This is a genomic window from Providencia sp. PROV261, from assembly GCF_028477945.1.
Taxonomy (GTDB): domain Bacteria; phylum Pseudomonadota; class Gammaproteobacteria; order Enterobacterales; family Enterobacteriaceae; genus Providencia; species Providencia stuartii.
The window spans coordinates 1-1,017 of sequence record NZ_JAMPMC010000044.1 but is presented as its reverse complement, the minus strand read 5'-3'; the positions used below and the strand labels follow the sequence as shown (position 1 = coordinate 1,017).

At 39.9% G+C, this 1,017-nt stretch carries 2 protein-coding genes; one reads left to right on the top strand and one right to left on the bottom strand.

The annotated features are described in order from the left end of the window. Window positions 1-46: 46 nt before the first annotated feature. Window positions 47-484, top strand: coding sequence for a universal stress protein (locus PR675_RS18655; RefSeq protein WP_014656379.1), 438 nt, complete (start codon window positions 47-49; stop codon window positions 482-484). Between the two features lie 48 nt (window positions 485-532). Here the strand turns inward: PR675_RS18655 and eco are convergent, their stop codons facing one another. Beyond that, on the bottom strand, window positions 533-1,009 hold the full coding sequence (gene eco, locus PR675_RS18650; protein WP_004921671.1) for a serine protease inhibitor ecotin: 477 nt from the start codon (window positions 1,007-1,009) through the stop codon (window positions 533-535). Window positions 1,010-1,017 lie beyond the last annotated feature (8 nt).

Here is a 1,017-nt window from a genome sequence, read left to right as displayed (position 1 = left end):
TCTTAACTGCTATAATGGCTTGAATAAACATATGAATGAGGTGGTTATGTATAATAAAATTTTAGTTCCTATCGACCTATTAGAAGACTCACTTAATCCACAGATCATTAAACATATCGAAGAACTAGCAAAATTAGGCTCACCAGAAATTCATTTTTTATCTGTGATCCCAAGCGCTGAGCTATTTTTTGGTATTGAAGTGACTATCTTACCTGAAAGTCATAAAAACTCGGCAGAACGCTCCGTGCTTGCTCTGAAAGCATTAGAAGACGTGATCAAAGATATTAATATCGCCGGTGAAAGAATTACCTGCAAAATTGGCATTGGCTCCGCCAAAGACGAAATACTCAGTTATGCCGATGATATCGGTGCGAGCTTAATTGTACTCGGCTCTCATCGTCCAAGTGCCTCCACCTATTTATTAGGCTCTACGGCATCAACTATCGTACGCCATGCAAAAACATCTGTCTTAGTTATTAGATAGCCATAAAGGAAAGTGCGACCGCATTAACCGTGGCACTTATAGGATATGTTATTTCTTGACCGAATCGAGCAGTTGATCATCCGTTGACCAAATACGATATTTCACATCCATATCTTTCGGAGCGTAAACTACAATAGGCAATTTGCTGTTATAACGAACAAAAGCATCATCACCAAGTTGCGTAGTCACGAAACGTTCTTTTGCAGGCTCTGAACATGCCATCATCGTTGAAGCGGGCCCTTTAACATCTTCTAACTGATAATAACTATAGCCCCAACCTTCCAGTGTTTTTTCTTCTAGATCGCCCATAAACCATTGACGGTTACAATCTGCTTTAATGGTTTTACCGATCACAAGCTCAACCTGATAATTATCTTCATTCGGTTTTGCTGCCAACTGGATCACATGACGTGTCATGCCATTTTCTGCTTTAGGATAAGGTGCGATCTTTTCTAACTCCCCTGTCGCCATTGCGCAAGACGATACTAAGGCTACTGCCATTACAGATAAAATCGCTTTTTTCATGATAAAAT

Bases quoted from the DNA above. Each gene is read 5' to 3' on its own strand.
- PR675_RS18655 (WP_014656379.1), top strand. From the start codon at position 47: ATGTATAATAAAATTTTAGTTCCTATCGACCTATTAGAAGACTCACTT.
- eco (WP_004921671.1), bottom strand. From the start codon at position 1,009: ATGAAAAAAGCGATTTTATCTGTAATGGCAGTAGCCTTAGTATCGTCT.